The 25809-nt window shown below is 36.7% G+C and carries 18 protein-coding genes and 1 riboswitch; of the genes, 13 read left to right on the forward strand and 5 right to left on the reverse strand.

Annotated elements, in window-relative coordinates:
• The first annotated feature begins 6 nt into the window (after positions 1-6).
• Positions 7-1305, forward strand: a complete 1299-nt coding sequence (locus tag DFQ08_RS14470; protein ID WP_114310749.1) for an ammonium transporter — start codon at positions 7-9, stop codon at positions 1303-1305.
• A 337-nt stretch (positions 1306-1642) separates the two neighbouring features.
• On the opposite strand, the gene DFQ08_RS14475 is transcribed toward DFQ08_RS14470, so the two are convergent.
• The 5 genes from DFQ08_RS14475 to DFQ08_RS14495 are packed head-to-tail and all read right to left on the reverse strand — an operon-like array spanning position 1643 to position 8514.
• Entirely contained in the window at positions 1643-4222 is a 2580-nt protein-coding gene (locus tag DFQ08_RS14475) for a phosphoenolpyruvate carboxylase (protein ID WP_114310750.1), read from the reverse strand.
• Between the two features lie 12 nt (positions 4223-4234).
• Positions 4235-5353, reverse strand: a complete 1119-nt coding sequence (gene leuB / locus DFQ08_RS14480) for a 3-isopropylmalate dehydrogenase (protein ID WP_114310751.1) — start codon at positions 5351-5353, stop codon at positions 4235-4237.
• Positions 5354-5362: 9 nt separating this feature from the next.
• The gene (leuD, locus tag DFQ08_RS14485; RefSeq protein WP_114310752.1) at positions 5363-5953 is read right to left on the reverse strand and encodes a 3-isopropylmalate dehydratase small subunit; all 591 of its coding nucleotides are present in this window, start codon (positions 5951-5953) and stop codon (positions 5363-5365) included.
• The gene (leuC, locus tag DFQ08_RS14490; RefSeq protein ID WP_114310753.1) at positions 5953-7335 is read right to left on the reverse strand and encodes a 3-isopropylmalate dehydratase large subunit; all 1383 of its coding nucleotides are present in this window, start codon (positions 7333-7335) and stop codon (positions 5953-5955) included. Before leuC ends, leuD begins: the two co-directional genes overlap by 1 nt.
• 3 nt (positions 7336-7338) lie before the next feature.
• Positions 7339-8514, reverse strand: a complete 1176-nt coding sequence (locus DFQ08_RS14495; protein WP_114310754.1) for a 2-isopropylmalate synthase — start codon at positions 8512-8514, stop codon at positions 7339-7341.
• A gap of 148 nt (positions 8515-8662) precedes the next feature.
• Here DFQ08_RS14495 and DFQ08_RS14500 point away from each other — a divergent pair, with 148 nt between their 5' ends.
• The 12 genes from DFQ08_RS14500 (at position 8663) to DFQ08_RS14555 (ending at position 25782) form a co-directional block, all read left to right on the forward strand.
• The gene (locus DFQ08_RS14500; protein WP_181858417.1) at positions 8663-10213 is read left to right on the forward strand and encodes a hypothetical protein; all 1551 of its coding nucleotides are present in this window, start codon (positions 8663-8665) and stop codon (positions 10211-10213) included.
• A 99-nt stretch (positions 10214-10312) separates the two neighbouring features.
• Positions 10313-10436, forward strand: a riboswitch (SAM riboswitch).
• Between the two features lie 144 nt (positions 10437-10580).
• Positions 10581-11879 carry an O-acetylhomoserine aminocarboxypropyltransferase/cysteine synthase family protein gene (locus DFQ08_RS14505; protein WP_114310756.1) on the forward strand — a complete coding sequence of 433 codons (1299 nt, stop codon included), beginning with the start codon at positions 10581-10583 and terminating at the stop codon, positions 11877-11879.
• Positions 11880-12038: 159 nt separating this feature from the next.
• On the forward strand, positions 12039-13049 hold the full coding sequence (locus DFQ08_RS14510) for an alpha/beta fold hydrolase (protein WP_114310757.1): 1011 nt from the start codon (positions 12039-12041) through the stop codon (positions 13047-13049).
• A 336-nt stretch (positions 13050-13385) separates the two neighbouring features.
• The gene (locus tag DFQ08_RS14515; protein WP_114310758.1) at positions 13386-13934 is read left to right on the forward strand and encodes an NUMOD4 domain-containing protein; all 549 of its coding nucleotides are present in this window, start codon (positions 13386-13388) and stop codon (positions 13932-13934) included.
• A gap of 134 nt (positions 13935-14068) precedes the next feature.
• Positions 14069-19138 carry a translocation/assembly module TamB domain-containing protein gene (locus DFQ08_RS14520; RefSeq protein ID WP_245935447.1) on the forward strand — a complete coding sequence of 1690 codons (5070 nt, stop codon included), beginning with the start codon at positions 14069-14071 and terminating at the stop codon, positions 19136-19138.
• Between the two features lie 12 nt (positions 19139-19150).
• Complete coding sequence (tamL, locus tag DFQ08_RS14525; RefSeq protein ID WP_114310759.1) at positions 19151-21433, forward strand: translocation and assembly module lipoprotein TamL; 2283 nt, start codon at positions 19151-19153, stop codon at positions 21431-21433.
• A 98-nt stretch (positions 21434-21531) separates the two neighbouring features.
• A complete protein-coding gene (locus DFQ08_RS14530) occupies positions 21532-22005 on the forward strand; it encodes a nucleoside deaminase (RefSeq protein ID WP_114310760.1) in 474 nt (157 codons plus the stop codon).
• Positions 22006-22097: 92 nt separating this feature from the next.
• Complete coding sequence (locus DFQ08_RS14535; RefSeq protein ID WP_114310761.1) at positions 22098-22433, forward strand: arsenosugar biosynthesis-associated peroxidase-like protein; 336 nt, start codon at positions 22098-22100, stop codon at positions 22431-22433.
• A gap of 55 nt (positions 22434-22488) precedes the next feature.
• Positions 22489-23544 (forward strand): arsenosugar biosynthesis radical SAM (seleno)protein ArsS, encoded by a 1056-nt coding sequence (arsS, locus tag DFQ08_RS14540; RefSeq protein ID WP_114310762.1) that lies wholly within the window; start codon positions 22489-22491, stop codon positions 23542-23544.
• A 346-nt stretch (positions 23545-23890) separates the two neighbouring features.
• On the forward strand, positions 23891-24355 hold the full coding sequence (locus tag DFQ08_RS14545; RefSeq protein WP_245935448.1) for a rhodanese-like domain-containing protein: 465 nt from the start codon (positions 23891-23893) through the stop codon (positions 24353-24355).
• Entirely contained in the window at positions 24348-24977 is a 630-nt protein-coding gene (locus DFQ08_RS14550; protein ID WP_114310764.1) for a TIGR04282 family arsenosugar biosynthesis glycosyltransferase, read from the forward strand. Before DFQ08_RS14545 ends, DFQ08_RS14550 begins: the two co-directional genes overlap by 8 nt.
• Positions 24970-25782, forward strand: a complete 813-nt coding sequence (locus DFQ08_RS14555; protein WP_114310765.1) for a purine-nucleoside phosphorylase — start codon at positions 24970-24972, stop codon at positions 25780-25782. The genes DFQ08_RS14550 and DFQ08_RS14555 overlap by 8 nt, the downstream gene beginning before the upstream one ends.
• Positions 25783-25809: the final 27 nt, after the last annotated feature.

Consider the following 25809-nt stretch of genomic DNA (forward strand, 5'->3'; position numbering starts at 1 on the left):
CAGATTATGACAAACATTTTTTTACCCCTAATTCCAAGTCTAACGATTACTCAAGAGGCCGCTTCTTCCGCAGAAATTGAAGCAGCCGTTAGCGCAATTAACACTGACATGGGGATGCTATGGATGCTCCTCTCCGCATTACTGGTATTCTTTATGCAAGCTGGTTTTACCTTAGTAGAAACCGGAATGACACGCTCAAAGAATGCAGCCAATATTGCCATGAAGAACTTACTCGATATTTGTGTAGGATCTTTAACCTATTGGTTTATTGGTTACTCTTTAATGTATGGAGACACGTCTAACGGATGGTTTTTCTGGAGTGGATTAATGCAAGGCGAAGGTGCCGATTTACTTTTCCAAACTATGTTTGCTGCTACTGCTGCAACTATTGTTTCAGGAGCCATCGCAGGAAGAACAAAATATTCTACTTACGCAATATTCTCTATTGTAATGACCGCTTTAATTTACCCAATAGCTGGTGGATGGCAATGGCAAGGATCAGGTTGGTTAACCGAACTCGGATTTATTGACTTTGCAGGATCTTCAATAGTACACTCTGTAGGAGGATGGGCTGCCTTAGTTGCCGCTTATATGGTAGGACCTAGAATTGGAAAATACGTTGATGGTAAGGTTATGCCTATTCCAGGACACAACCAAATATTAGCCACTTTAGGAGTTTTTATCCTATGGATGGGATGGTTCGGATTTAATGGAGGATCTCAATTAGCTTGGGGAGGTGATGATGCTATTGCCGCTTCAAACGTGGTATTGATTACCAATTTAGCTGCTGCCGCTGGTGGATTAGGAGCTTTAATCACAACATGGATCTGGTACGGAAAACCTAATTTACCACAAACTCTTAATGGTGCCTTAGCTGGTTTAGTAAGTATTACTGCTGGTTGTGGAAACATGAGTACAGGAGGTGCTATTTTAGCCGGTCTTATTGGTGGTGTTATTGTGGTTTTCTCTATTGAAATTATTGAGAAAAAACTTAAAATTGATGATGCTATTGGTGCCGCTTCAGTTCACGGTGTTGCCGGAGTTTGGGGAACACTTGTTATTGGCCTGTGGGGTATTAACGGCGATGAAGGTATCGGACTTTTTAATGGTGGTGGATTTGAACAATTAGGTGCACAAGCCACTGGTGTTGTTGCTTACGGACTTTGGTCTGTAGTTTTATCTTTCATTGTATTAAAAATATTAAAATCTACAATGGGACTTCGTGTTAGCGAACAAGAAGAACTTGTTGGACTTGACCTTTCTGAACACGGTGAAATCGCTTACCCAGGAAAAAGAGAACGTTAAGATTCTTTTATATACGTTTATTGATTAATAATTTAGTTGTTAAACTAAACCCCTTAAAGCTCGGCTTTAAGGGGTTTTTATTTTAAGAAGTCTTCAACAAGAACAACCGCTCCTCCTCTATCAACATTCATAATTACAAGAAAGTATCTGGATAACAACTCAAGCCTTCCCTTTGCCACTCGTTTAAATCCTAACAGTAATAATCATCGTGTTATTAACAAAAACTACTTTTAAGATTCATTTGTTACGGAGTACTTATACCTCATTTTTAGGCATAAAAAAAACCTTAGAAGCTTACATCGCCTCTAAGGTTTTTCATTATAATTATAGCGCTATCTTAAGCCGAATTACGACTCGCATTAATATTTCCGAATAAAGATCTAGTGACCATTTTTTCAAATATCTTAATTTGCTCTTCGTCTCGCACTTCTGCTTTCTCCAATTCTTGAATTTTCTTTAAAGCATATTGCTGTATTGTTAATAACGGTAGCACAATAGATTCGCGCATAGCAATTGATGCCTTACCTGAAGGCTCTTCTTGCATCAATTCCGTGTACCCTGTTAATTTCAGAATTAAACGTTTAGACGTCTCATATTCTTCATTAATAAGATTCCAGAATTCTCCGTATTCTTCATCTTCAGACATATAACGTGTTAAATCAAAGAATGATTTAGACAAGGACATCATACTGTTTTCAATTAAAGTCTTAAAGAAGTTAGAGGTTTTAAACAGTTCTTGAACTTTATCAAACTCCCCAGCATCTTCATAATGCTTTAAAGCCGTACCCACACCAAAGAATCCAGGGACGTTTTGCTTTAATTGACTCCAAGACCCTACAAACGGAATCGCTCTTAGGTCTTCAAAAATTAAACCTTCAGACTTACCACGTTTAGATGGGCGACTTCCAATATTCGTTTTAGCATAGTACTTAAGCGTACTCATATGCTCTAAATACGAAATAAATTTAGGATGCGCTTTAAAGGCCGCATAAGCCTCATAACTACGCTCCGCCAAATCGGTCATTACCTTTCTGTTCTCTGGGTGCATGGTTAAATCGACCTCACTTAAACTATTATCAATACCAGAACTAATCAGTTGTTCTAAATTATACTGAGACGACTCTAAGGTTCCGAAATTAGAACTAATTGTTTGTCCCTGTATAGTTAACTGAACTTCTTTATCTTCAATTGTTGGTCCTAAAGAAGCATAGAAATTATGCGTTTTTCCACCACCACGAGCAGGAGGTCCACCACGTCCATCAAAGAATATAACTTTGATTCCGTTTTCTCTAGACACTTTTGTAAGATTTTCTTTTGCCTTAAAGATAGCCCAATTGGCCATTAAGTACCCACCATCTTTTGTTCCATCACTGAAACCAAGCATAATGGTTTGCTTATTACCACGAGCCTTAAGGTGTGCCGCATATTCTGGGTTGGCATATAATTCTGCCATTACCTTAGGTGCATTTTCTAAATCTGTAATCGTTTCAAAAAGCGGTCCTATATCTACCGTTAAATCATCTTGAAATGCAACCAACTTTAACATAGCAAATAATTGCATCACATTTAAAGTGGTTTGGTTGTTACTAATAATATAACGGTTGGCTGCCGCTTCTCCATTCTGTTCTTGAATGGTTTTAATCGCTTTCATGGTTTCTAAGGCCATCAGGGTTTCTTCATCTTTTATAAGCGATAAATCTATTGAACCTTCAACTTTAGACAGAATTTCTATCTGTTCGTTTTCTGGTAAATCGTGATAATTCTTAGGAAAAATAGAACTTCCACTTTCAATAAGTGCATTCACCATATCGTTAAAGAATTGCGCATGTTTACGGCTATCTTGTCTGATATCTAAATTCGCAAAATGGAATCCAAAAAGATGAGTCTTGTTGATTAAGCTATTTAATTCATCGGCATATAAAGACTGATGTTTCGCTCTCACAATACTTTTGATCGCTTTTAATTCTGAAACAAAAAAGTCTAGCGTTAAATCAGATGGTTTTTCAATAACCAAATTATAGAGCTCTTGCTCTAAATGCGCCATACGCTCTTCAACACCTTGGAACGTCAGTTTTCTTTTTAATTCCCTGATGCTTCCGTAATAACTTTTTACAATGGAGTTCTTTAACCTATCTGCCACTTTTAAAGTGATCTCTGGAGTTACAAATGGGTTTCCATCTCGATCTCCACCAGGCCAAAACCCAACATTGATAATACTATTATCTATGTGTTCGCCTTCAAAAATATTCTGCTGAATATAATCGTAAATATCTCCGAAAGATTTATAAAAGACATTCTGAAGGTACCATATAAGACTGATTGCCTCATCATAAGGCGTAGGCTTTTTATGTTTAAAGAACGGTGTTTTACCAAGCTGCGCTAAGAGATCATTAATCTTAAGCAAATCGTTTTGACGAATGGCTTCTGTAAGGTCTGTAATAATCCCTAAAACCGACCCAGGATAAAACTGCGTAGGGTGCGCTGTTAAAACGATACGCACTTTAAATTCTTCTAAGTATTTTTTTAAGGTCTCTAGTTTATTATCTGCAGTAACCGTTTCCTTCAAACTTCTTAAGGTACCGATACCATCCATATTATTTACAATTGGAAATGCAGCATCTTCAATAGCATCAAATAAAACGACCTGTCTTTCGATATACTGAATAAATCGAAACAACAAGTTAATCTGACTTTCTGAAGAACGTCGTGCTTGGTATTTATCAAAAAAAGTGTTTACAATCGTCGTAGGATCATCACGGTTTTCAAAGCCTTTATGGCAAGTTTCATGAAACAGAGGCAAGAGCGCGCCTGTTTTTGTCACTGTATCAAACGGCAATGTCATAAATATACTGTTGTAAATCTGATATTTAGACAAGACGTTCTGATTAAAACGTGTTAATTTTGGTTGTGTAGGCATTTTCTTTTAAAATTAAATTATTGTAGACTGCCCTAAATGAATGTTTTTGAAATTGAGATTGGAATCTTTTGGATGAAAAAGAAAATCTTCAATAAAATCACCCACATTAGCAGTCGTTACTGTGTTTACTACCGAATTTATATCCGAAGTTGTGATGTTTAATTTTAATGATTTTTCTACAGCTAACCTAATTAATTCGGCTTCATTATGTAAATCGAAATGACTCAGTAACATAGCGGCCGATAAAATTGAAGCGATTGGGTTAGCAATTCCTTTATTCGCCGCTTGCGGAAAAGATCCGTGAATTGGCTCAAACATAGCGTACTTATCACCAACAGAAGCTGAGGCTAACAAGCCTATAGACCCACCAATAACACTAGCTTCATCACTAATAATATCGCCAAACATATTCTCGGTTAAAATAACATCGAACTGTTTTGGGTTTAAAATCATTTGCATTGCCGCATTATCTACAAACAAGAAGTCTAAAGTGACATCTGGATATTGCTCTGCGACCTCCTTAACAACTTTACGCCATAATCTAGAGGTTTCTAACACATTGGCTTTATCTACTAAGGTTACCTTATGGTTTCTATGCTCTGCAGCAACAAAAGCCAAATGCGCAACACGCTCAATTTCTTCACGCGAATACGCACAAAGATCTGACGCCGAGTTCCCATCTTTAGAAAGGGTTTTATCTCCAAAATAGATTCCTCCTGTTAATTCTCTATAGATAGAAATATCCGTCCCTTCAATAATATTTTTCTTTAAAGGCGACTTATCTAACAACGTGTTATAAGCTTTTACAGGTCTGATGTTAGCATACAATCCCAATTCCTTACGCAACTTAAGTAAGCCTTGTTCTGGACGTACTTTTGCTGAAGGGTTATTATCGTACTTAGGATCGCCAATAGCTCCAAACAAAATAGCATCACTTTTTTTACATAATTCTAAAGTTTCTTCTGGCAAGGCGTCATTGTGCTTATCAATAGCAACTGCACCAACATCTGCCGTTGTAAATTTAAAATTATGATTAAATTCTGAAGCAATTGCTTTCAAAGCTTTTACAGCCTGATTTGTAACTTCTGGACCTATACCATCTCCTGGTAAAACTGCTATATTTAATTTCATTTTTATAGACTAATATATTTTTTGAGCTTCAAAAGCTTCAATTAATTCTTTATTATTCACAAGATAGTCAATATCATCATAACCATTGATCATACAGGTCTTTTTATAGGCGTCAATTTCGAAATTTTCTGATAAATCCGAATCTTTCACCGAAATGGTTTGCTTTTCAAGGTTGACAATCAACTCCGTTTCAGGATTAGACCCAATTAATTGAAGAATGTCACTTAAAAATTTTTCGGACACCTGCACAGGCAACAAACCGTTGTTTAAGGCATTCCCTTTAAAAATATCTGCAAAAAAGCTAGACACCACAACTTTGAATCCGAAATCGGTAATGGCCCAAGCGGCATGTTCCCTACTTGATCCACACCCAAAATTATCTCCGGCAACTAAGATTTTTCCTGAATACCGAGCGTCGTTCAATACAAAATCTGTATTTACGGTACCATCTTTATGATACCTCCAGTCTCTAAATAAATTATCTCCAAATCCTTTTCTATCGGTCGCTTTTAAAAAACGTGCCGGTATAATTTGATCTGTATCCACATTTTCTATCTGTAATGGAATAGCTTTAGATTGTAAGGTTGTAAATTTTTCCATTAATTTAAATGCTTTGTTATATCAATAATTTTTCCTTCTACAGCCGTTGCTGCAGCGACTAAAGGACTGGCTAAAATTGTACGAGACCCTTGCCCTTGACGTCCTTCAAAATTTCTATTAGAGGTTGAAACACAATATTCGCCTTGCGGAATCTTATCGTCATTCATCGCTAAGCATGCAGAACAACCTGGCTGACGCAGCTCAAATCCGGCTTCATCAAAAATTGTTTTTAAGCCTTCTTCTATTATTTGATGCTCTACCTGTTTACTTCCAGGAACTAACCAAGCCGTAACATTATCGGCCTTTTTCTTGCCTTTAATATATTGGGCTGCCACTCTAAAATCTTCAATTCTAGAATTGGTACAACTCCCGATAAACACATAATTAATAGGCTTATCTACTAAACGTTCTCCCGCTTTAAAATCCATATAAGCTAAAGACTTTTTAAAGGATGGGTTCTCATCCTCAGGGATAGCTTCAGAAATTTTAATTCCCATTCCTGGGTTTGTCCCATAGGTAATCATAGGCTCAATATCTTCAGCATCAAAACTATATTCCTTATCAAAAGAGGCATCAGCATCGGTTGGCAAGGTTTTCCAATAGGCTACTTTTTTATCAAAAGCCTCTCCTTCGGGCGCAAATTTTCGACCTTTAATATAATTGAAAGTCGTATCGTCAGGTGCAATCATCCCCCCTCGAGCTCCCATTTCAATACTCATATTACAGACAGTCATACGACCTTCCATACTCATCTCTTCAAAGACATTTCCGGCGTATTCACAAAAATATCCGGTCCCTGAATTGGTTCCTAGTTTTGAAATTATATATAGGATGACGTCTTTAGGTAAAACGCCTTTTTTTAATTTACCATTTACGGTAACTCTTAAGCTCTTAGGTTTGGTAAGCAATAAACATTGACTTGCAAAAACTTGCGCCACTTGGCTGGTTCCTATACCAAAAGCAATGGCCCCAAACGCACCATGGGTTGACGTGTGACTATCGCCGCAGACCATGGTTAATCCCGGTTGAGTCACCCCTAGCTCAGGAGCCATCACATGCACAATACCGTTGTATTTATGTCCTAGTTGGTATAATGTGATATTATTTTTTTTACAATTTTCTGATAACTGCTCTAACTGCTTTCTAGAAAGGGCATCTTTAACAGGCTTATCTTGATTTAAAGTTGGCGTGTTATGATCTGCCGTAGCAACAATTTGGTTAGGCCTAAATATAGGAATTCCGCGTTCCTCCAATTCATTGAAAGCCTGCGGACTTGTTACCTCATGTATTAAGTGTTTATCGATATATAGAATCTGTGGCCCGTTATCTATGGCATCTACCACGTGTGCATCCCAAACTTTATCAAATAGTGTTTTTCCCATAAATTAAGCTGAAATTATTTGTTGATAGACATTACTTGTCTCGATAATTTGATGTATATCATTATCATTGATTTCTTTTTTACGATCGGCAAAGCTTAAAAAATTAGAATAAACGTCATCTAATTGCAACTTCGTAAGCTCATACCCTACATTCTTTGCTCTATAGGCCAAGGCCGCTCTACCGCTTCGTGCTGTAAGCACAATGGCAGACTCTGTAACCCCAACATCCGCTGGATTTATAATTTCATAGGTCTCCCTATTTTTAATTACACCATCTTGATGAATTCCAGAACTATGCGCAAAAGCATTAGCGCCCACAATAGCTTTATTGGGTTGAGTGTAAATCCCCATACTCTCACTCACCAATTGGCTCGTCCCATAAAGCATAGAGGTATTAATATTAGTTTCTAAATTAAGGTATGGATGCTGTTTTAACACCATTACAACTTCCTCTAAAGCAGTATTACCAGCACGCTCACCAATACCATTAATAGTGCACTCTATTTGACGCGCGCCACTAATGACACCTTCAATAGAATTTGCAGTCGCCAAACCTAAATCGTTATGGCAGTGGCAAGATAATATGGCTTTTTCAATTCCCTTTACATTTTCCTTAAGGTATTTTATTTTAGCACCATACTCACTTGGCAAACAGTACCCTGTAGTATCAGGAATATTTAAAACGGTAGCTCCGGCTTTAATTGCCGCTTCACAAACCCGAGCGAGATACTCATTGTCGGTCCTCCCAGCATCTTCAGCATAGAACTCAACATCCTCTACAAAAGACTTTGCATATTGTACAGCTTTAAAAGCACGCTCAATAATCGCCTCTTTATTCGACTTAAATTTATGTTTTATATGTAAATCTGAGGTTCCAATCCCAGTATGAATTCTTGCAGTCTTTGCCTTTCTTAAAGATTCAGCAGCCACTTTTATATCGTTCTCAACAGCACGTGTTAATCCACAAACAGTAGCATTTTTTACAATCTTAGAAATGGCTTCTACAGACTTAAAATCTCCAGGACTAGATACAGGGAATCCAGCCTCAATGACATCTACTCCCAACAGATCTAATCGCTCTGCAATTATGACCTTTTGTTCTGAATTAAGCTTACAACCAGGGACTTGTTCCCCATCTCGCAAGGTAGTATCGAATATTTGAATACGGTTATTAGACATTTATCAAAATATATTTATAGTATTGTCTTACGAATATATAGATTGAGTTTGCCTTTAAATACCGATCTTAGTGCAACTTTACGATGTTCAGTTTAAAAAAAATATCATAAATAGCTGATTTACAGTATTATAAACCATTTTGCAATTGATAACTAAAGACCAAAAAGATAATTTATTCTCATTAGTTAAGTCCTTAACTAAATCTGAAAAGCGTCAGTTTAAACTGTACGTGGGTCGTCTTGGAGTGAATTCGGACTCCAAATTTTTAAATTTATTTAATTTCTTAGACAAGGCGAAGGCTTATAATGAAAGTGCCATTTTAAAGAGTGGCATTGTAAAAAAGCAGCAACTCGCCAATGTAAAATCGCATTTATACAAGCAAATCCTAATCAGCTTAAAACTGAGCCCTTCGCATCAAAATGTAAGATTACAGATTAGAGAGCAACTCGATTTTGCTTCTATTTTATACCATAAAGGCCTTTACAAGCAAAGCCTTAAAATTTTAGATAAAGCGAAAGAGTTGGCCATTGTTAATGAGGAAAAGAATTCGGCTTTTGAAATTGTAGAGCTTGAAAAAGTTATCGAATCCCAATACATTACTAGAAGTATCAGCACACGCGCCGATGAACTCGCCGTACAAGCTAAAGAACTGAGCACCCTTAATGTTATTGCCAGTAAACTCTCTAACTTATCGCTTCAACTGTATAGTAATATTCTTAAAACAGGCTATGTAAAAAACGAAGATGAAGCCACCATGGTAATCAATTACTTTAACAAGCAGCTTCCTAAAGTTAATGTTGAAGATTTAGGTTTTCGTGAAAAATTATGGCTTTATAAAGCCAATTTATGGCAGAGTTTTTTACTTCAAGATTTTCTGAATTGTTTTAAATACGCTTTAAAATGGGTGGATTTATTTTATCAGAATCCAAGTATGATTAACCTTAACCCAGTATTTTTCTTAAAAGGAAATAACTACCTCCTTGAGGCACTTGTATTCATTGGAAATAAAAATAAATTCTTAGAAAAATTCACCGAATTTGAGACTACAGTGCAGCATCCTAATTTTCCTCAAGATGAAAATGTAGCAAGCTTAGTTTTTCTTTACACCAATTTTCATCGTATTAATAAACATTTTATTGACGGTAGTTTTGAAGAAGGTTTAAGTCTTATCCCAGCCATTGAAAAAGACCTTATTCCTTTTGGTGAAAAAATTGACCAGCACCATAAAATGATCTTTTACTATAAGTTTGCCAGTCTTCATTTTGGTGCCGGAAACAATAAAGCCTGTATTAAATATCTGGATAAAATTATTTCGAACAAATCGCTCTCCATGCGCGAAGACCTCTTGTGTTTTTCTAGGGTCCTAAATCTTGTTGCACATTACGAAGCCGGATTAGACTACCACTTAGAAACGTTATTACGAAGCACTTATAAATTTTTAATTAAGATGAATGACCTCCATGAGGTACAAAAGGAAATGATTAAATTTATTAGAGGCTTACAAGACATTTACCCCCACGATCTTAAAGATGCCTTTAGAGCCTTACACAAAACATTAAAGACGTTTGAAGACCATCCTTACGAGCGTCGCGCCTTCTTATATCTCGATATTATTTCTTGGTTGGAGAGCAAAATAGAGAATAAGCCTGTAGCTGAAATTATTAGAATTAAATATTTAGCAAAAAACAATCTCTTTTAATGAGATTTCCATAAAAACATCACAAATTCTATAATTAATTTGGATTTCTAAATTTTGTGTTGCAATATTTGTATTCACAAAGTTCAAACACTTACTGAAATGTTATCAAGAAAGGTGGAGGGAATGACCCTATGAAGCCTTAGCAACCCTTAGATTTACTAAGAAGGTGCTAAATTCTACTTAATTTTTAAATTCATTAATTTAAGAATTGGATAGATAACTCAAGACTAATTACTCATCTGTAGTTAGCATTTTCTTTATAATATTTTTCTATTAAGTTCGCTTCACGCTTCGATTCCATTCGAAATTTATTTGAAGCTTATTTGGCTTTTGGTTTAATCTTTTATTAACTCAAAAACTTAGAAAAATGAGTACACAAAAATTCGCAACCCAAGCGTTGCACGTAGGACACGACGCTAGTCAAACTTCAGGAACTAGAGCAGTTCCAATTTACCAAACCTCATCGTATGTATTTAAGGATTCTGACGAGGCCGCAGGGCGCTTTAACCTATCAGTTCCGGGTTACATTTACACCCGTTTAAACAATCCTACCAACGACATTTTAGAGCAGCGTTTAGCCGCTTTAGAAGGCGGTATTGCTGCAGTGGTCACCGCATCAGGAACCTCAGCGATTTCCACAACATTACTCACATTATTAAGAGCAGGAGATCATATCGTAGCATCGAGTAGTTTATATGGAGGCACCTATAATTTATTAAGTGTAACCTTACCAAGACACGGTATTACGACCACTTTTGTAGACCCTTCAGATCCGGAAGCTTTTAAAGCAGCAACCCAAGAAAATACAAGAGCCTTTTTTGTAGAATCTTTAGGAAATCCTAAATTAGACGTTCTCGATTTAGAGGCCATTTCAAAGCAAGCCAAAGCCTTTAAAGTTCCGCTTATCGTTGATAATACGGTAGCAACGCCTTACCTCTTAAGACCTATTGAGCATGGAGCTAATATTGTTATTCACTCCTTAACCAAATATATTACCGGAAACGGCACCTCATTAGGGGGCGTTATTATAGATGCAGGAACTTTTGATTGGACCAATGGAAAATTCCCGGAATTTACAGAACCTTCTGCCGGCTATCATGGTTTAGTCTATAGTGAAGCTATTGGCGCCGCTGCTTTTATTGCAAAAATTAGAGTGGAAGGTCTACGTGATTATGGTGGTGCACTAAGTCCATTTAATGCATTTCAAATTATACAAGGTCTTGAAACTTTAGAACTTCGTATTCAGAAACACAGCCAAAATGCCTTAGAACTTGCGCAATGGTTAGAAACACAGCCTGAAGTGACTTGGGTAAATTACCCAGGTTTAAAATCGAGCAAATACAATGACCTAGCACAAAAATACCTCCCTAAAGGTCAAAGTGGCGTGGTTACTTTTGGAGTAGAAGGTGGTTATGAAGCGGCAAAAACCATTGCAGATACCACTAAGTTATTCTCGTTACTAGCTAATATTGGCGATACAAAATCGTTAATTATTCACCCTGCAAGTACCACACACCAACAACTTGATGATGCGGCACAAAATGCTACGGGAGTAACAAAAGATCTTATTCGTTTATCGGTAGGTATTGAAGCCATTGAAGATTTAAAAGACGATTTAAAAGAAGCCTTTACAGCTGTAAAACAAAAGCTATCACTTCAAGATTAAATTTAGACCCTCAATTTAAATTCTAAAAGTTTTCAAACTGCTAATAAGCTTAAAAACATCCATGCTATATAATGATGCTTTAAGACCTTAGCACAGTTTGAAAACTTTTAATCAGGATTACTTAAGACACTTAGGCTTATCTCTTAGCACAATACAAACATGGTACATTTACAACATATTAAAATTTCAAATTTCACAAATGAGTCGCATGAAACGACCTCTCATAATTTGTATTATCAAACTTTTGGGCAACCCTTACATAGCGCACCAATCATCATGGTGAATCATGCGCTTACCGGTAACTCTAACGTTATTGGTGAACAAGGATGGTGGAACGAAATTATTGGTGAAAACAAATGTATAAACACAGAAAATTACACCATAATATCGTTTAACATTTTGGGCAATGGTTTTGATAATAATGCGGAGAATCTCATTGTGAATTACAAAGATTATACCGCAAGAGACATTGCCAAACTCTTTGCTTTAGCTTTAGAGGAATTAGACATCACATCCTTACTTGCTGTTATTGGAGGTTCTGTTGGTGGTGGAATTGCTTGGGAACTAGCCGCCTTAAAACCTCGCTTAATTCAGCATCTTATCCCAATTGCTACAGATTGGAAATCTACGGATTGGGTTATTGCAAACTGCCATATTCAAGATGCTATTTTAAACCATTCTTCTCAACCGTTAGTTGATGCTAGAATGCATGCTATGACCTTGTACCGTACTCCAGAATCTTTAACGCAAAAATTTGATCGGACTAAAAAGGATCAGGGTTTATTTCATATTGAGTCTTGGCTCAATTACCACGGAACCGCTTTAAACAACCGCTTTCAAGTGGCGGCCTATAAATTAATGAATCAAGTTTTACGAACTATTGATATTACGAGAGATCGGAATGATTTTATAGCTGTAGCCTCTAAAATAGAAAGCGACATCCATATTATCACCATTAACTCTGACCTCTTCTTTAAGGCCGATGAAAACTGGAATACTTATGTAGACCTAAAATGCATTAAAGACAATGTTCATATTCATGAAATAAAATCCATACACGGTCATGATGCTTTTTTAATTGAATTTGATCAAATAGAACGTTTTCTAAGTCCAATTTTCGCCTCAGACTTATGCTATTCTAAAAAAAAACATGAACCTCAAGTGGCTTAAATTTTAACTTTTAGATTTACCATTTATAAACCGAACCTTATGTTCGGTTTTTTTTACATTATACCTGAATAATATAACACCTTACATTAACAGCTCTAAGCCATTTAAAATTAGTGGCTCTAAGCCTGTAAGTTACTGTTCCTTTTTAAACATACCGAGAAAAAAAAGAGAGCTTATCTATACTTAAAAGCATTCAACTTTTTCAGAAAAATTTAAATTTTAGTTAATTTTTAGTTCTAGAGCGTTAATATTAACAGCAATAAAGACAATTGTAATACTTTTAACCGTATATATTTGAACTGCTGAAGCGCAGTAATGTAGAAAAACTTAAATTTTATGATAAGAGACTATTGGAAAGAGGAATGGAAAGACATTAAATTTGATGAAGGAATTGCCGAAAATGAAAAATTCAAAATATCAAATTACGGTCGGATTTTAAACTGTAAAGGCGAAAAGGAATTTGAGGTAAAGAAATCTTATATAAATGGATATCAAAATCTACCCTTAAAACAAAAACGAAACGGAAAATCGACTAGCAGATACGTTCACAAACTTGTAGCAGAACATTTTCTTGAAAGGAACGATGGCATCTACGTTATCCACTTGAATTATGATAAAACCGATAATCATGTAGAAAATCTCAAGTGGGTCACCAAAAGAGAAAAAGAGCTTCATCAATTTAACAATCCAAATTGGGAATCCGTCGTTAAAAAGAGAAGTAAAAATATCGGAAGATTAAACCCTGGAAAAGTAAAAATCATTAAACGTCAATTGAAAAATAATAGAACTAGAATTAATATTATTGCAAAACGTTTTGGAGTTTCTGACACACAAATTCACAGAATAAAGAAAGGGGAAAATTGGAGTCAAGTAACCGATTATTAAAAACACACTAAAACACTGTGTATACACCATTGCTTTATATGGGCTTACCTATAAAAATTCAAGTAGCATTTCTTTTGACCAGTTAAAGTTTCCTAATTTAGCTACTAGACCGTGCCACTAATCACACAAATACGTTGACTAACACTGAAAACACCAATCGCAAAACGCCAACAAAACATAAATTTCGTTGGTTACGCAGAACTTTACGCGTACTGCTTGGTTTGTTTGTATTTTTATTAATCATTCTCCTCTTTATTAGAAGTCCATGGGGCCAAAACCTTATCGTTAATAAAGCGGTTACCTATATCTCGGATAAAACGCATACAAAAATTGAAATTGAAAAGCTTTTTATCACATTCGATGGGGATGTACAATTAGATGGACTGTATCTTGAAGATAAAAAAGGAGACACTTTAGTATATTCTCATTCAGTTGAAGCCAACATTCCATTATGGAAAATGATTAGAGGTGAAGCTGTGGGCGTTGAGTCCTTAGATTGGGAAGGGTTACGTGCTAATATTTACCGAAAAGACAGTCTTACAGGTTATAATTTTCAATTTTTAATTGATGCTTTTGCCACTATAGACAGCACAGCCACCAAAACAGATACCACAACAGCAACCACAGCGCTTGTTCTTGGGCAACTCAATTTTAAATCCATAGATCTTGTCTTTGATGATGCTATTGCTGGCATTACATCCCGATTTAAGATTGGCAGCCTTGAGGCCCAAATGACTACAACCAATCTTGAGGCAATGGTCTTTGAAGCTGCTGATATTTCCTTAAGTGATTCTGACATTAAATTTATTCAGAAACCTATTGTTGAAGATACGACAACCTCCACCACTCCATTACCTAAATTAGCGCTAGAAACTTTACGCCTAAATAATGTGGTGGCTTATTATGAATCGCAACCCGACCGTCTTATTGCCGATGTTAACATTAAGGAATTCTCAAGCCAATCTCCAGATCTAAATTTGACCGACAGTGATTTTAGTTTTGATGAGATTACCTTAAAAAACTCATACATAAAGATTACAACGGAAGCTAATTTTGAAGGCTTAGCCCCACAAACCACTTCTAAAAACACTTCTGTTACCACAGAAAATTCAGCTTTTGAGTGGCCACAAATAAAGTTAAACTTAGGGACTATTGATTTTGAAAACAATTCGTTTACTTATAACGTCGGAGAAGCACGTCCTTCTGAAGGTGTCTTTAATCCGGACGCGATAGCGCTAAGCCATTTTAGCCTAAAAGCGCAAGACCTAATTTTAAAAAACGAACAAGCAGCGCTTCAACTTCAAACGCTTCGTTTTAATGAAGCCTCCGGTTTAAACTTAAAACAATTAGCATTCAACCTTGAACTTACGGACCAAAATTTAGATTTAGACCAGTTAGATTTTCAACTTAATAATAACCGTATTTTAGGTGACGCCCATTTACAGTACCGATCACTTTCAAGTTTAATCGCACAACCAAAGCACACTCAAGTCAATGTCAATTTACCAAATATCCGTTTGTCTCTAGCTGAAATTTTCAAGTTTCAACCGCAACTAAAAAACAACACTTATATCAAAACTCTTAGCGAACAACCCATAGAAGGTCTTATCATTGCTTCTGGAAATCTAGCCGCGGTGTCTTTAAACCAAATTCAATTCATCTGGGGGAGCAACACGACAATTACGGCTTCAGGAGACCTTAAAAATATCACCGATCCTGAAACACTTCATTTTAGTATTCCTGAATTTTCTGCTGAGACTTCCAAAAAGGATATCAGTCAATTTATAAGTGAAGCCGATTTAGGACTGCAATTTCCTGAAACCCTAAGCTTAACCGGACAGGCCCAAGGGCAGCTTCAAGATCTCACCGTAAAAGCCAATTTAAATACCACACAAGGCCTTGCAATCCTTAATGGACATTTTAGCAATTCTGACGGCATAGCGTACGAAGCCCATGTAGATATTGATTCTTATAAAATAAATGAACTGTTAAACAATCCGCAATTAGGAGCTCTTAGCCTTGAGCTAAACTCTAAAGGAAGTGGTACAAACCTTAATGATTTAGATGCACAAATTGAGGCCAATGTTTCTAAATTTCAGTTTAACAACTATGCTATTTCTAACTTAAATCTTAAAGGAAAATTGGTGAACGGGCAAGGAAATGTCACGGCCAATTATAAGGATGATAACCTCAATGCTGAACTCGATGTTTTTACCGTTTTAGACTCTATTGCTTCAGAAGCCACTTTAAAACTTAACCTTATTGGTGCCGATCTACAAGCGCTTGGACTTATGCAACGCAATGTAAAAACCGCCATGATGGTGCATGCGCAATTTAAAGGGAATACCGAATTTTATGACGCCACAGCAGACGTTAAAGACGGGGTCATTGTTTATGATAACAAAACCTATTTATTGGGGAATTTGGAAGCAAAAGCACATGTTGATAAAGATTCCACAGCCGTTTCTGTATTTAATAAAATGTTAGATATTAACTTAAAATCGAACGCCAATCCGCAAACATTTAGTACCGCTATTCAACGTCATGTTTCAAGTTATTTTTATACTCAAAATCGTACTACAGATAGCATTTCAGATTTTGTAAATTTAAAATTAGAAGGGAAAATTTCCCAATCGCCCTTACTTAATGAGGTTTTCTTAGTTAATGTAAAGGATTTAGACACCATTCAGCTTTATGTAGATTTTACTGAAAAAGAAAAACGCTTAAAAGCGAATATTACCGCCCCGCATATTAACTATAGCGGCAACACTTTAGACAGCTTGGCCTTTTCTATGGACACAGATACGACCAACTTTAATTTCAATCTCGGGTTTAAAAATATTACGGCTGGTCCTTTAAATATTCCGAAAACTATGATTACAGGCCGCCAAACCGACCAAAAATTAACCCTCAATTTCCTAGGTTATCACGACAATAAGAAACTTATGAATGTCAATTCTAAGCTTGTGAGTCGTAATGATAGTTTAAGATTTTCTATTCGTCCAGACACCCTACTTTTAAATGGTAAAAATTGGACTATACCCAAAGACAATGAAGCCGTATTTACAACAAATAATTTAGCCTTTACTAATTTTAAAATTACCCATGATAATCAATCAATAACCCTAACCGATCAATTGGCTAAAATTGCAAAGCGCCATATTGCTTTGACTTTTGAAAACTTTAATATTAATGAGGTTTTTAACTACCTTAATCCTGAATCTAAAATTGCCACAGGGCAACTTAATGGCGATTTTATTCTTGAAAATCCTTTTACCAACACAGGTATTTTAGCGGATATTAACATTAAACAATTTAAAATGTTGAAAACGGATTTAGGGACTTTTAGTCTCAATGGAAATGCTCTAAACACCAACAATTATGCTTTTAATGCCGGATTAAAAGGTGGTGATATCGATTTTGATCTTGTGGGTGATTATACCGTAACCAACAACTCCGCCAATCTAGATCTTAATTTAGATATTAACGAATTTAAAATGGAAGCCCTCAATACGCTTTCCATGGGAGAAATTAAAGAAGCCGATGGTCGTTTTTCTGGGCAGTTTAAAGTTACCGGAACCACCGCAGATCCGCAATACGATGGATTTATAAACTTTAATGACGCCACATTTAACATCGCTAAATTAAATTCACAATTTAGTATGGCAAACGAAAAGCTAAATGTCGATAATGCCGGACTTTCAATGACAGATTTTACCATTAGAGATAAGAATGATAATGCTTTAGTTATATCGGGCGCTATTGGCACAGAAAGTTTTATTAACCCTACTTTTAACTTAGACATTAAGGCTAACGATTTCCAGGTTTTAAATGCCACCAGAAGAGATAATGATGCGTTTTACGGCACCGTAACCTTTGATGCCGACGCGAAACTTACAGGAGACCTACAAATTCCTAAACTCAGCGCTCAACTGACACTTGGTGCAGATACCGACCTTAAATATGTGATGCCAGCCTCTGTGGCAAGTATAGAAGAACGCGATGGTGTGGTGGCTTTTGTAAATCGAGAAAATCCTGATGCGATCTTAACCCAAACGGAAACGCAAACGGCTACCTTAAAAGGTTTTGATCTTAACACCCAAATAAAAGTTGATAAAGAAGCCTCAGTTACCGTGATTTTAGATGAAGAAACTGGCGATAATTTTAAAGTTTCAGGAGAAGGTGATTTTATTTTTACAATGGTTCCTAATGGGCGTATGTCCTTATCTGGCGCCTACGAAATTGCAGATGGCCATTACGAACTAAATTTATACAACCTTGTTGACAGAACTTTTTTAATAGCCCCAGGAAGCCGTGTCACATGGTCTGGCGACCCTTTAGATGCGAAACTCGATGTTAGGGCGATTTACAATTTAGAAACCTCAGCTTCTGGCTTAATGGCCTCTCAAATTTCTGGTGCCGATCCTTCGGTACAAAATAAATACAGACAAGTGCTTCCGTTTAATGTCTACCTTAATATTGATGGCGAATTAATGCAACCACAAATTTCCTTTGGTTTAGATATGCCCGAAGAAGACCAAGGCGCTATTAGCGGACAGGTATATAGTAGAGTGCAACAAGTCAATCAGCAAGAAGGTGAACTTAACCGTCAGGTATTTTCATTGTTAGTTTTAAATCGTTTTTATCCTGAATCGGGTAGCGACGGAAGTTCTGGTGGATTTGCCACCATTGCTAGAGACAACCTTAACGACGCCGTTTCCGAACAACTCAATGCTTTTTCAGATAAAATTATTGGAGGCACTGGTGTAGAACTTGACTTCGGATTAGATAGCTATACCGACTACCAAGGAGAAACAGCTACAGACCGTACCCAACTTGATATTGCCGCTCAGAAAAAACTTTTTAACGACCGTCTTATTGTAAGAGTCGGAAGCGCTGTAGATTTACAAGGAAGCAGTACAACAGATGAAGAAACCCCGATTATAGGTAATGTTAGTTTAGAATATATCATATCCGAAGATGGTCGCTATCGCTTAAAAGGTTTTAGAAAAAGTGAGTTTGAAAATGTCATCGATGGCCAGACCATAATTAGTGGTATTGCCCTCATATTTACTCAAGAATTTAATCAGTTTAGTGAACTTTGGGAGGCCATTTTCAAGTCTCAAAAAAATATAGCAACAGAACCTGAAACCCCTTCTAAAAAAGAAGACGCCACCGCAAAAAATAACACTACCGAAAACTAAAAGCCTAAACCTTTGAATTTCAAAATTAAACATATCTTTAGTATTGCACTGATCAGCATCCTTGCCTACTCTTGTAGTGTAAAGAAATACATCCCAGAAGGCCAACGTCTTTATACCGGCGCTCGTATAGAAATTGAAAATGATACTAGCGTAAAGCATATTGTGGCATTAAAAACAGAGTTAGAGAGTGTTTTAAGACCCGAGCCTAACTCTAAATATTTAGGAATGCGCCCAGGCTTGCACTTTTATTATAAAGTACAACAAGAGCATCCCGGATTCCTTAACCGATGGCTCTACAGGCAAATTGGAGAAGAACCCATTTACCAGTCGGATGTAGAAACTTTTGAAGTGGAAGACATCCTCCGCAATCGCTTAGAAAATAACGGGTTTTTCTACAGTTCAGCAACGAGCAGTTTTGAAGAGAAAGCTCAAGAAGCCTCCGTCACTTATCAACTTAAAATAACCCAACCTTATGCTATGGAACGGTTTCAAGTTGATACGATGCCTTCACCGATTTATGAAGCTGTAAAAGCACAAACGGCCAATTCTCCTTTTAAAGCGACGGCACGTTTTGACCTTTCTAATATGAAATTAGAACGCCAACGTATTGATTCCGAATTAAAGAAACGAGGGTATTATAACCTGAATCCGGAGTTCTTCATCTTTGAAGCCGACACCAACCAATACGACAACAAAAAATTTGATTTGTTTTTAAAACTCAAGGCTGGAGTTCCTAAAAAATCTATCGTTCCGTATTACATAAAGAACGTTCACATCTACCCGAATTACAACTTAAACGACTCTACACAAATTACCGCTGAGCGTTTCAACAATAAAACTTATTATCAAGACTCTTTATTCTTTAAACCGGAGCGTCTGGATAAATTCATCACCTTAAAAGAAGGCGAATTATACAATCCGAGAACGTCAAAAAACACGTCTCGACGCTTATCAACTATCGGCGCCTATAAATTTGTCAACATTCAATATAAAGAAATTGACAGTGCCTTAACCGATAGTTTAGCGGCCTTAGAGGCGCATATTTTCTTGTCGCCCTTAACCAAAAGAGCGGTACGTGCCGAATTGCAAGCCGTAACAAAATCGAGTAACTTCACAGGGCCTAACTTAGCTTTAACCTATAGTAATCGTAATTTATTTAAGGGAGGAGAAACCTTAAATATCAGCACCAATTTAGGTTACGAAACCCAACTTGGCAGTGGCGATAATGCAGGGCTGAGCAGTATTGAACTAGGTCTTAAAGGAGAACTTATTTTCCCTCGGGTGATTTTCCCTATAGAATTTAATGAAGACTTCTTTGAATATTCTATTCCTAAGACCAAAACCAGTCTTGGAGTGAGTTATTTAAGCCGTAGTGAATTATACACCCTAATTTCGGGGAATGCACTTTTTGGGTATTCTTGGAATGCGAATAAATACATCACTTACGAGCTCAACCCTATTTCTGTTAATTATACGCAGCTCGCTAAAACTTCAACAGAATTTGAAACCATTTTAGAAGACAACCCTTTTCTCCAACTCAGCTTTGATCAGCAATTTATTTCCGGACTTACATTTTCATTTATTTATAATGAAATGGTAGATGCCAATGATCCGTACCAATTTTACCTCAACACCACACTAGATGTCGCAGGTAATTCAATTAGTTTACTAGGAAGCTCTGGAGAAAATGGCGAAGCCGATACCTTTCTAGGATTGCAATATGCCCAGTACGCCAAAACAGATATGGATTTTAGGTTTCATTATAACTTCGGAAAAAATAAAGAACATACCATAGCCACGCGTTTCTTTGCGGGCTACGGTTTACCCTACGGAAACTCGGATGTAATTCCGTACGTTAAACAATATTTTTCTGGTGGCCCTTATAGTGTAAGAGCTTTTAGCATTCGTTCATTAGGTCCAGGAACGTATGATGGCGAAACAGATGATGATAGCAGCAGTTATTTTGATCAGACCGGAAACATTAGATTAGAGGCCAATGCCGAATATCGTTTTCCAATTTTTTCATTTTTTAAAGGGGCTATTTTTGCCGATGCCGGAAATGTATGGAACTCTAAATCTAACCCGTCCTTTAATGGTGAAGATAAATTCACTTCAAACTTTATTAACGAACTAGGAATGGGTACTGGGATTGGCCTTAGAGTAGACGTCCAAGGGTTTGTTATTCGTTTTGATTTGGCGGCACCCTTCCATGATCCGTCTTTAGAAGAAGGGAAACGATGGGACTTTAGGGCGGATGATTCCGTTTTAAATTTTGCCATTGGTTACTCTTTTTAATCCTAAGAACACAGCAAGACTTAGAGAATAAAAATACCTTAGTATCTTTGGCACGCTTAGCAGCGACTGCTAACACTTAATAAACTGACACTATAATGATGAAAAATAAAGAACAATTTATGAAAGAAGCTGTGAATGCAGCTTTAAAAGGCATGCACAATAATGAAGGTGGCCCTTTTGGTTGTGTTATTGTAAAAGATGGAGAAATTGTTGGACGCGGAAACAATAAGGTGACCTCTACAAACGACCCTACAGCACATGCTGAAGTTACAGCAATCAGAGATGCTTGTAAAAATCTTGATTCTTTTCAGCTAGAAGGCTGTGAAATTTATACCTCTTGCGAACCTTGCCCTATGTGTTTAGGCGCTATTTATTGGGCAAGACCAGATAAAGTTTACTACGGAAGCAACCAAGTTGATGCTGCAAATATTGGCTTTGATGATGAATTTATTTATAAAGAAATTCCACTTCCTTATGAAAAAAGAAGCATCCCTTTTGAGCAATTGGCCCGCGATATTGCACTTGAACCTTTTACTGAATGGACCAAGAAAATAGACAAAACGGCCTATTAACTGGAATCTCGATTTCATAAATTTCTGTAAGCTTTAAGGTTAACTTCAAAAGAAAACAGTATCTTGATTTTTATTAATTAAAACATACTGAAATGTCTAAACCCTATTACGACGCTGCAGACTTAAGAAAATTTGGAAAAATCACGGAATGGAATGAAGAATTAGGCACTAAATTCTTTGATTACTACGGCAAAGTTTTTGAAGAAGGTGCCTTAACCGCCCGTGAAAAGTCGCTCATTGCCTTAGCCGTAGCACACACCGAACAATGTCCTTATTGTATTGATGCTTACACCAAAGATGGTTTAGAGCGCGGCGTTACAAAAGAAGAAATGATGGAAGCCATACATGTTGGGGCTGCTATTAAAAGCGGAGCCACATTAGTTCATGGCGTTCAGATGATGAATAAAGTGAATAAACTAGACGGTTAAGGTCTTACTCCTCCCTAACGGGAAAGTAAGAATTACAAATCCTGATATTAAATCCATGGCAACACAATCTCTACAAAAACTAGGAAGCAACTTAGCAGAAAGCAATAAACAATTAGACATCCTTTCTAATGGTATTTTTAAAAATGGGGAATTACCCACCTTTAAAACTAAAATATCAGAAACGGCTCAATTTCCGCTTAAAGCCAAAGCTCTAGAAATTTTACAAATTAATGTTGGTTATATGTGTAATCAGGTTTGTGATCATTGCCATGTAGACGCTGGTCCAGACCGAAAGGAGATTATGACAAGAGACACTATGAAACGCTGTCTTGAGGTCATCAAAAACTCTGGCGCGCACACTTTAGATCTTACTGGTGGTGCCCCTGAGATGAATCCAAATTTTAGATGGTTTGTAGAGGAAGCCGCCAAAGTAGGAATCAAGGATTTTATAGTACGTTCTAATTTAACCATTATAAGAGCCAATAAAAAATACCATGACTTACCTGAATTCTTCAAGAAACACAATGTTCATGTAGTGAGCTCTATGCCACATTGGACGCGTGGCAAAACAGACAAACAACGCGGAAATGGTGTTTTCGATAAATCTATAAAAGCCTTACAAGACCTCAACGCCGTTGGCTACGGCATGCCCGATTCTGCGCTAAGATTAGATTTGGTCTATAATCCATCAGGAGCCTTTTTACCGGGAAATCAAGCCGCCATGGAAAAGGATTTTAAAAAAGCCTTAATGGAAGATTTTGGTATTCAATTCCATAATCTCTTTGCCATAACCAATTTACCTATTGCCCGTTTCTTAGATTATTTAATCGCCTCAGAAAATTACGAAGACTACATGTATGCTTTAGTGGATGCTTATAACCCTGCGGCTGTAAAAAATGTTATGTGTACCAATACGCTTTCTGTAAGTTGGGATGGTTATCTTTTTGATTGCGATTTTAACCAAATGTTAGAGCTCCCTGTGAATAGTCCGTCCAAACATATTTCTGATTTTAACAAAACTCTTCTAGAAGGTCGTGATATTGTTATTTCTCAACATTGTTATGGCTGTACAGCTGGTGCGGGAAGCAGTTGCCAAGGTGTCGTGGCTTAAGGCCTCCTTCATTAGTTTTTTTGTATATCTAAAACTCTAGACTTGAAGAAAGTGAACACCTAGAACAAACCTTGATCTGAGCTTTTTAGAGCTTTGCTAAAGGCTAGGGCTCATTAGGCGTTCTACAAACGGTAATCGGTTTCTAACAATCACAAAACCGATGTCATCATTATGTCGTAAATTAGAGTACAACGTTATCTTAAACCAATGACATAAACACAATAATTCCCCTTAAAACACACACCATATTAAAAAATAATAACTTGCTTCACCACCTTTGGTGTAAGGTTTGCCTTGTTATCTACACTAATTAAAAATGCGGAAGGTTATATTAATTTCTTTTTTAATGTTAAGTTGTATTGGCTACAGTCAAGAGACCTTGAGTGCTTTATTAAAAACCTATAATAAAGAAAGTGTACCCTATATTTCCGTACAAGAATTAGCGATGCCCAAAACAAAAGCCATTCTTCTTGATGCAAGAGAAATTGAAGAATATGAGGTGAGCCATATTAAAGGCGCAATTTTTGTAGGGTATTCTACTTTTAACTTGGAAGATGTGGCGCTGTCATTTCCTAATCTTAATACTAACATTGTTGTTTATTGTTCTCTTGGGGTCCGGTCTGAAACTATTGCAGAACAGCTTAAAAAAAGAGGTTACACCAATGTTTACAATTTATTTGGTGGTATTTTTGAATGGAAAAACAACAATTTTCCCGTTTATAATTCCGAAGAAAAAGAAACAGAACACATTCACGCATACTCTAAAGCTTGGAGTAAATGGTTGATAAAAGGCAAAAAAATATATGAATAAATCACTTGTTATTGTATTTGTAAAAAATATAAAACTAGGCAGAGTAAAAACCCGATTGGCTAAAACTATTGGCGATTTTGGAGCTTTTGAAGTTTATACCGAATTGGTTAAAATCACAGAAAAAGCGACGGCGCAATTAGACGTTGACAAACGCATCTATTTTTCTAACACTGTGGTGAATTCACAATGGGAAAACACTTATAAAACTACACAACGTGGTGCGGACTTAGGCGAACGGATGTGCAATGCTTTTCAAGAAGGTTTTGATGAAGGTTACGAAAAGATTGTTTTAATCGGCTCGGATTTACCAGATATAAGCAGTACACATATTAACAACGGATTAAAAGCCTTAGCGCAAAGCGAAGTTGTTTTTGGTCCGGCGGAAGATGGTGGTTACTATTTAGTAGGCATGTCTAAAATGAATGCCGATATTTTTAAGAATAAACCTTGGAGCGAGCCCAATTTACTAGAGGAAACGTTACAAGAGTTACAAAACAAAGCGGTTTCTGTCCGTACCTTAGCCATCTTAAACGATATTGATACTTATGAAGATTTAATTGCTTCAGACTTTTATAAATCGAATATAAAATTACAAGAAAAAATACAGCAACTCAATGATTAAACTTATCACCGAAAGCACAGAATATTTACAAAGTAAAGGTTTTGACACCCCAGAACTTGGTATCATTTTAGGTACAGGTTTAGGACAGCTCATTAATGAAATTGAAATTATTGCTGAAGCTAGTTACAACCACATTCCTAATTTCCCAACAGCAACAGTTGAGTTTCACAAAGGCAAACTCATTTACGGTCTATTAGAAGGTAAGAAAGTGGTGGTGATGCAAGGCCGTTTTCATATTTATGAGGGCTACACCTTACAAGACGTAACATTTCCGGTAAGAATAATGGAAAAATTAGGCATTAAAACTTTATTAGTTTCTAATGCTTCTGGTGCCGTAAACTTAGATTTTAAGAAAGGGGAATTAATGCTTATTGACGACCATTTAAATCTACAAGGCGGTTCTCCTCTAGCGTTTAAAGGTGTTTCTGAATTAGGAGAACGTTTTACAGATATGAGCGCGCCATATGATGCCGAAATTAATTCGAAATTTGAGCGTATTGCCAAAGAACACAACATCACTTTACATAAAGGAGTTTACGCTTCTGTTGTAGGGCCACAGTTAGAAACTCGTGCCGAATATAGAATGCTTAAAATCCTTGGTGCTGACGCCGTAGGTATGAGTACAGTGCCCGAAATTATCGTAGCCAATCACCTTAATCTTAAGGTTGCCGCTGTGTCGGTATTAACCGATGAGGGTGATCCCGACAACCTACAACCGGTTGAAATTTCTGAAATTATTGCTATGGCCGAAAAAGCAGAGCCGCAAATGATTACCTTATTTAAAGAATTAATAAAAACATTATAAACCCACCCTTTCTACCAACACAAGAAA

The organism is Winogradskyella arenosi (genome assembly GCF_003337305.1).
Classification (GTDB): Bacteria; Bacteroidota; Bacteroidia; order Flavobacteriales; family Flavobacteriaceae; genus Winogradskyella; species Winogradskyella arenosi.